The following is a 7,123-nucleotide window of genomic DNA, read 5'->3' as shown; positions in this document are numbered from 1 at the left end:
CAGGCCACCTACCGCATGAACATCGACAACCTCGCCGACTGGATCGCCACCCGCGGCTACATCTCCTGACCCACACCAGAAAGGGCCGGCCCCCACAAGGGGCCGGCCCTTTCGTCATGCTGGGATGTCAGCCGACGGGCAGGGGCGGGCCGTCGCCGGCCAGGCGGTAGGAGGCCTCCCCGACCGGCTCCACCAGGCCGTCGGTCACCAGCCCCGCCAGTGCCCGGGACCGTTGCACGTCGTCTGACCACACCTGGTCGAGGCGCTGCCGGGGGACCGGGCTCACGGCCTCCCGGAGGACGCCGAGCAGCAGTCCGCGTACCTGGCGGTCGGTGCCGGCGTACCGCTGGGGGCGGCGGGTCGGTCCGGTGGGCGCGGCCTGTCCGGACGCCCGCCAGGCGCAGACCGACTCGACCGGGCAGATGCCGCAGCGTGGTGCGCGGGCGGTGCAGACGATGGCACCGAGTTCCATGAAGGCCGCACTGGCCAGTGCGGCGGCGGCCGGCTCGACCGGGAGCAGTTCCTCGGCGGCGACCAGGTCGGCAGGGCGGGTGGTGGGACCGGCGTCGGGCTCGCCGGCGACCGCCCGGCAGACCACCCGACGTACGTTCGTGTCGACCACGGGGTGCCGCTGGCCGTACGCGAAGGCGGCCACCGCGCGCGCGGTGTACGTGCCGACGCCGGGGAGCGCCAGCAACTGGTCCAGCCGGTCGGGCACCTGCCCGCCGTGCCGCTCGACGATCGCCACCGCGCACTCGCGCAGGCGTACCGCCCGGCGGGGGTAACCCAGCCGTCCCCACATCCGGATCGCCTCGGCCGGGGTGTCGGCGGCCAGCGCGGCCGGGTCGGGCCAGCGGGCCAGCCACGCCTGCCAGGCCGGTAGCACCCGGACGACCGGGGTCTGCTGGAGCATCACCTCGCTGACGAGGATCGCCCAGGGGCTCACCCCGCGTTCCCGCCAGGGCAGGTCGCGCGCGTTCTCCTCGTACCACCGGCTGACCAGGGTGGCGAAAGTCGGTTCAGTCATCGCATCGCGATGATGTCACGCGTTACCGTCCCGCTGTCTGGGCGACCCGGGCGGGGCGAGGCCGCGCCGGCCGGCGGGTCGGGGAGAATGCCCGGATGAACGAGCTCGCGATCACCGTCATCGGCCGGGACCGGCCCGGCATCGTGGCCGACGTCGCCGAGGTGCTCGCGCGGCTCGGCGCGAACCTCACCGACAGCACCATGACGCGGCTGCGGGGGCACTTCGCGATGACCCTGATCTGCGTGGGTCCGGCGGCCGCCGAGGTCGAGGCCGCGCTGGCCCCGCTGGCCGCGGACGGCCAACTGCTGGCCACCGTACGAGCGGTCACCCCGGACGGTGAGACGACGCCGGCGGGGGAGCCGTACGTGATGGCGGTGCACGGCGCCGACCGGATGGGCATCGTCGCCGCGATGACCCGGGTGCTGGCCGACGCGGGTGGCAACGTGACGGACCTGAGCACCCGGCTGGCCGGCTCCCTGTACGTCGTCGTGGCCGAGGTGGAGCTGCCGTCCGGCGCGGCCGACGCGCTCGCCGGCAGGCTGGCGACGGCCGCCGCCGACCTGGGCGTCGAGGTGACACTGCGCCCCGCCGACCCGGATCTGCTGTGACCGGGGACGAGTGCGCGCCGGACGCCGAGGCGTACGCCGGCCTCGGCGGCTGGACCCCGGAGGCGCTGGGCGTGCCGGGAGAGGTGCGGGCGGTGGTCTCCGCGCCCGCACCGGTGCTGAGCCGCGCCGGCGGGGAGGTGGACCCGACCGCCGAGGAGACCGTACGGCTGGCGGCGGACCTGGTCGCCACCATGCGGGTGTCGCCGGGCTGCGTGGGTCTGGCCGCGCCGCAGATCGGTGTGGGCGCGCAGGTCTTCGCTGTCGACGTGACCGGACACCCGAAGGCGGTCACGGTGCACGGCACGTTCGTGCTGTGCAACGCCCGGGTGGTCGAGGCGTCGCGCTGGAAGGCGGGCCGGGAGGGGTGCATGTCGGTGCCCGACCTGACCGGTGACGTGAAACGTGCCAGCCGGCTGGTGGTGGAGGGCGCGCTGCCGGGCACCGGGGAGGCGGTCCGGCTGGTCACCGACGGATTCGAGGCGCGGGCTCTCCAGCACGAGATCGACCACTGCGCCGGCCTGCTCTTCCTCGACCGGGTGGCCGGAGCGCACGCCGTCTACCAGCGCAAGGTCTACCTCTGAGCGGCGCCCCGTCGGTGCCGGACTGTCGAGTGTGGAGAGTGTGACGAGGTGCGGTGTCGATGGTTCGGCGCGTCGCGGCGGCGTGCCGTGCGGTGCGCGGCTACGGTGGGGGCATCATGCGTCTGACGGTCGGTCCCCTTGCACCCGCCGTGTACTGGCGGCGACGCGCCGTCGTACTGGGAGCGGTGCTTCTCTTCCTCATCGTCCTGCTCAACTCCTGCATGGGATCGGGCCGGAACACCGGCACGTCCGGTGACGCGCAGCCCACATCGAATGCGGCGACGCCGGGCGCCACGCCGCAGGCGACGGGGACTCCACTGACGCCGCAGACCGGCGCGCCGTCGTCCGGCGGGTCGGCCGGGCCGGCGGATCCGGCACCGTCGACGGGTGGACCGGCTGGCAGCGAAGCGCCGCCGGCCGCGCCGGTGGCACCTGTCGTGGACGACGGCACCTGCACGGACAGAGAGATCACGGTCACCGCGACGGCGCTGCCGGCCTCGGTGGTCCGGGGCGCGACGGTCGACCTGCAACTGAAGATCAGGAACCGGTCCGAACGTACGTGCAGCCGGGACGTCGGGGCCGCCGTGCAGGAGTTGTTCGTCAAGTCGGGCGCGGAGACGATCTGGTCCTCCGACAAGTGCGGCAGCGGCACCAGCACCGGCTCCGACGTGCAGTCCTTCACGCCCGGCCTCGAGCGCTCCTACCAGCTCGGCTGGAACGGACGGGAGAGCACCCGGTGCGCCGACGGCGTGGCCGCCGGGCCGAACCCGCCGCCCGGGACGTACCAGGTCTTCGCGCGGGTGGGCACCAGGCTCAGCGAGCCGGTGAAGATCACCATCACCGGCTGACCCGCGGCCGCTGGAGCGGACGCGACCCCGACAGGCGGGGCTCCGTCAGACGTAGCGCTCCAGGATGGACGCCTCGGCGAGCCGGGACAGCCCCTCTCGTACGCCCCGGGCACGGGCGTCGCCGACGCCCTCGACGGCCTGGAGGTCCTCGACGGTGGCGCCGAGCAGCCGCTGGAGGCTGCCGAAGTGCACGACCAGCCGGTCCACCACGGCCACCGGCAGCCGGGGCACCTTGGCCAGCAGCCGGAAGCCCCGGGGGCTCACCGCCGCGTCGAGCGCGTCCGAGGCGGCCGGGTAGCCGATGGCCTTGGCGACGGACACCAGGTCGATCAGCTCGGTGGCGCCGAGCAGGTCCAGCTCGACCAGCGCCTCGTCGAGGGTGCGGGACTTGCGGCCGCTCGGGAGGTAGTCCCGGATGACGAGGGTGCGGTCGGCGTCGACGCCGGCCATCAGCTCGTCGAGCTGGAGCGCCAGCAGGCGGCCGTCGGTGCCCAGCTCCACCACGTAGCCGGCGATCTCGTCGGCGATCCGCCGGACCATCTCCAGGCGCTGCACCACCGCGACGGCGTCGCGGACGGTGACCAGGTCCTCGATCTCCAGCGCGGACAGCGTGCCGGACACCTCGTCGAGCCGCAGCTTGTAGCGCTCCAGCGTGGCGAGGGCCTGGTTGGCGCGGGACAGGATGGCCGCCGAGTCGTCCAGGACGTGCCGCTGGCCATTGACGTAGAGGCTGATGATCCGCATCGACTGGCTGACCGAGATGACCGGGTAGCCGGTCTGCCGGGCGACCCGCTCGGCGGTGCGGTGCCGGGTGCCGGACTCCTCGGTGGGGATGCTCGGGTCGGGCATCAGGTGCACGGCGGCGCGGACGATCCGGGTGCCGTCACTGGAGAGGACCACGGCCCCATCCATCTTGCACAGCTCACGGACGCGGGTGGCGGAGAACTCCACGTCGAGCGGGAAGCCGCCGGTGCAGAGCCCCTCGACGACCTTGTCGTAGCCGAGGACGATCAGTGCGCCCGTCCGGCCGCGCAGGATGCGCTCCAGGCCGTCGCGCAGGGCGGTGCCGGGAGCCATCAGTGCCAGGTTAGCCCGCAGCGGGTCACCCGCCCCGCCGGCGGTGCCCCCGGTGACAGTCACGCTGATCGTGCGGGCGGGCGAGCCCACGGCGCCGGTGCGGGCGTGGGGCGTCGCGCCGGCAGGCTTGGTGGTATCGCGGTCGATCGGCACGTCGACAGTCTACGGACTGCCGTGCGGTGGGTGCTGTCGCGGTTACTGTGATGTGTCACGATGCCGGCTCCCGCCTCGACCGCGGCCCCTGACCGGCCTGTCCGGTATCGCCCGTGCGGTCCCCGTCGGACGGGCACGGAGGGTCACTCCGCCGATGCGCGGGCGACGGCCTGGAGTGCCGCGCGCACGTCCGTGACCTCGATCACCCGCATCTGCCCCGGGCCCGCCCCGGTGCTCTCCGGCCCGCAGCCGGGCGGCACGAGGGCCAGCCGGAAGCCCAGCCGGGCGGCCTCGGCCAGCCGCCGCGGCACCGCGCCGACCCGGCGCACCTCGCCGGTGAGCCCCACCTCGCCGATGGCCACCAGGTGCGGCGCGATGGCCAGGTTGAGCCCGCCGGAGGCGACCGCCAGGGCGACGGCCAAATCGGCCGCCGGCTCCACCACCCGGATGCCACCCACGGTCGCCGCGAAGACCTCCCGGTCGTGCAGGGTGAGCCGTTCGGTGCGCCGTTGCAGCACCGCGAGCACCATCGCCAGGCGGGCCGAGTCGAGGCCGGACACCGTACGCCGGGGCGAGCCGGCGACCGTGGCGCCGATCAGCGCCTGGACCTCGGTGACCAGTGCCCGTCGCCCCTCCATCGCGACCGTCACGCAGGTGCCCGGCACCGGCTCCGAGTAGCGGGTCAGGAACAGCCCGGACGGGTCGGCGAGGCTGCTGATGCCACCCTCGTGCATCTCGAAGCAGCCGACCTCGTCGGCGGCGCCGAACCGGTTCTTGACGCCGCGCACCATCCGCAGCGAGGAGTGTTTGTCGCCCTCGAAGTGCAGGACCACGTCGACCAGGTGCTCCAGCACGCGGGGACCGGCGACCTGGCCGTCCTTGGTGACGTGGCCGACCAGCACGGTGGCGACGCCGCGCTCCTTGGCGACCGCGACCAGGGCGGCGGTCACCGCGCGGACCTGGGTCACACCGCCCGGCACGCCCTCGGTGCCGGTGGTCGAGATCGTCTGCACCGAGTCGAGCACCAGCAGCCCGGGCTTCACCGCGTCGAGGTGGCCGAGCACGGCCGCGAGGTCGCTCTCGGCGGCCAGGTAGAGCTGGTCGTGCAGGGCGCCCATCCGTTCCGCGCGCAGCCGGACCTGGCTGACCGACTCCTCCCCGCTGACCACCAGCGAGGGGCTGCCGGCCCCGGCCGCCCACTGCTGTGCCACGTCGAGGAGCAGGGTGGACTTGCCCACCCCCGGCTCGCCGGCGAGCAGCACCACCGCGCCGGGGACCAGACCGCCGCCGAGCACCCGGTCGAGCTCGCTGACGCCGGTGGGGCGGGCCCGGGCGGGGGCGGCGCTGATGGTGGCGATCGGGCGGGCCGGCTCGGCCGGCATCCGGGAGCTGACCACCCGGCCGGAGACGGTCGGGCCGGTCACCGTGCACTCGACCACCGAGCCCCATTCGCCGCACTCCGGGCAGCGCCCCACCCACTTGGGCGGCTGGTGGCCGCAGGCGTCGCACTCGTAGGCCGGACGGGGCTCGCGCGCGGCGGCACGGCCGCGCCCGGCGCCCGCGCGCGGGGAGGTCGATCGGGAGGTGGTCACACCCGGACGTTAGCCCCCACGTACGACGAGAACACCGCCGGCGTGGTGGTCACCACGCCGGCGGTGCCGGGTCGTACGGAATGGGGTGGCGTCAGTGGCCGCCGCCCTCGCCTTCCTGCCCGCCGCCCTCGTAGCCGCCCTCGCGCTCGATGATCGGCGACGGGGGAGCGGCCGGGGTGAGCGGCACGGCGACCGGCGCCGGGCCGGTGACGGTGACGCCGTTGCCGAAGTCGAAGGTCACGAAGACGTTCTGGCCGGAGCGCAGGGACTCGTTCAACCCGATCAGCTGGAACGTCTGCTGGCCCTCGGTGTTGAGCTGCACGTAGCTCAGCGGCGGGATCTCGATGCGCGCGGGCTGCCCGGCCGGCGCGGCCGGGGCCTCGGTCGCCGAAGGCGTGGCGCTCGGGCTGGCCGTCGGCGACACCGACCCCGACGGCGACGCGCTGGCCGCGGCGGTCTCGGACGGGCTGTCCGACGGCGACTGGTTGGGCGACGCCGAGGGAATGGCCGTGGCGGCCGGTGCGCCACCGGCGATCACGATCTCGCGGGCGCTCTCGGTGGTCACGGTCACGGTGACCGGCTTCTCCGAGTCGTTGTAGATCACGGCGTTCAGGGTGGCGTTGGCGCCCGCCTTGTAGCCGTCGACGCCCGGGAACTCGACCAGCAGGCCACGGACGACGTAGTCGCCGTTGGCCGCGGACAGGTTCACGCCCTGGACCGACGGCTCCTTGTTGGCGGTCTCGGCGACCTGGCCGGCGCCGCACCCGGACAGCAGCAGCCCGGTCGTCGCCGCCATCCCGGACAGCAGCAGGGCCGCCCGCCGGGAACCCCTGATCGAGCGCGTCACGTCGGTCCTCCTCGTCACGATCCCACCCGGTCGTACGCCGGGCCCCGTGGCCCTGCCCGCGCAGACCGCGCTCCAGGGTAGTTGGGCCTGATCCACCGGCGCACGCCGACCCGGGGATGCCACCCGCCGGTGTGGCCGTCAGACCACCCGACCGCTCGTGACCAGCAGGACGACGTCGATCAGGGCCACCAGGATGACGGCCCGGAAGGCGGCCACCTGGCGGGCACCGGCCCGGGCGGTGGCGCGTCCGGCGTACCAGCTCACCGGCGGCACCACGACGGCGGTCGCGACCGCGGCGAGACCGACGCCCGACACCCCGCCGCCTCCGTTGCGGAAGGCGACGTTGTTCTCGACCAGCGTCCTGCCCCGGTACGGCGCGATGTTCCGTGC

Annotated in this window: 7 protein-coding genes and 1 pseudogene; 3 read left to right on the top strand and 5 right to left on the bottom strand. The window is 74.5% G+C overall.

What is annotated here, in order from left to right; translation table 11 throughout:
• Nucleotides 1–127: 127 nt before the first annotated feature.
• On the bottom strand, nt 128–1,027 hold the full coding sequence (locus AB0I76_RS17185; RefSeq protein ID WP_357035939.1) for an A/G-specific adenine glycosylase: 900 nt from the start codon (nt 1,025–1,027) through the stop codon (nt 128–130).
• A gap of 95 nt (nt 1,028–1,122) precedes the next feature.
• On the opposite strand from AB0I76_RS17185, the gene AB0I76_RS17180 reads away from it, so the two are divergent.
• From AB0I76_RS17180 to AB0I76_RS17170, 3 genes are all read left to right on the top strand, one after another.
• On the top strand, nt 1,123–1,635 hold the full coding sequence (locus AB0I76_RS17180) for an ACT domain-containing protein (protein ID WP_357035936.1): 513 nt from the start codon (nt 1,123–1,125) through the stop codon (nt 1,633–1,635).
• The gene (locus AB0I76_RS17175) at nt 1,632–2,216 is read left to right on the top strand and encodes a peptide deformylase (protein WP_357035933.1); all 585 of its coding nucleotides are present in this window, start codon (nt 1,632–1,634) and stop codon (nt 2,214–2,216) included. Before AB0I76_RS17180 ends, AB0I76_RS17175 begins: the two co-directional genes overlap by 4 nt.
• Nucleotides 2,217–2,332: 116 nt before the next feature.
• The gene (locus AB0I76_RS17170; protein WP_357035930.1) at nt 2,333–3,064 is read left to right on the top strand and encodes a hypothetical protein; all 732 of its coding nucleotides are present in this window, start codon (nt 2,333–2,335) and stop codon (nt 3,062–3,064) included.
• Between the two features lie 45 nt (nt 3,065–3,109).
• Here the strand turns inward: AB0I76_RS17170 and disA are convergent, their stop codons facing one another.
• From disA to AB0I76_RS17150, 4 genes and pseudogenes are all read right to left on the bottom strand, one after another.
• Nucleotides 3,110–4,294 carry a DNA integrity scanning diadenylate cyclase DisA gene (gene disA / locus AB0I76_RS17165; RefSeq protein ID WP_357035927.1) on the bottom strand — a complete coding sequence of 395 codons (1,185 nt, stop codon included), beginning with the start codon at nt 4,292–4,294 and terminating at the stop codon, nt 3,110–3,112.
• 143 nt (nt 4,295–4,437) lie between these two features.
• Entirely contained in the window at nt 4,438–5,886 is a 1,449-nt protein-coding gene (radA, locus tag AB0I76_RS17160; protein WP_357035924.1) for a DNA repair protein RadA, read from the bottom strand.
• A gap of 91 nt (nt 5,887–5,977) precedes the next feature.
• Nucleotides 5,978–6,733 (bottom strand): hypothetical protein, encoded by a 756-nt coding sequence (locus AB0I76_RS17155; RefSeq protein WP_357035921.1) that lies wholly within the window; start codon nt 6,731–6,733, stop codon nt 5,978–5,980.
• 138 nt (nt 6,734–6,871) lie between these two features.
• Nucleotides 6,872–7,123, bottom strand: a pseudogene (locus AB0I76_RS17150) (hypothetical protein); the annotation flags it as partial.

Source organism: Micromonospora sp. NPDC049799 (assembly GCF_040656655.1).
In the GTDB taxonomy this organism is placed as follows: Bacteria; Actinomycetota; Actinomycetes; order Mycobacteriales; family Micromonosporaceae; genus Micromonospora.
Note: the sequence above shows the minus strand (reverse complement) of the source record. Positions and strands in the feature narration are given on the sequence as shown.

Bases quoted from the DNA above. Each gene is read 5' to 3' on its own strand.
- AB0I76_RS17185 (WP_357035939.1), bottom strand. From the start codon at position 1,027: ATGACTGAACCGACTTTCGCCACCCTGGTCAGCCGGTGGTACGAGGAG.
- AB0I76_RS17180 (WP_357035936.1), top strand. From the start codon at position 1,123: ATGAACGAGCTCGCGATCACCGTCATCGGCCGGGACCGGCCCGGCATC.
- AB0I76_RS17170 (WP_357035930.1), top strand. From the start codon at position 2,333: ATGCGTCTGACGGTCGGTCCCCTTGCACCCGCCGTGTACTGGCGGCGA.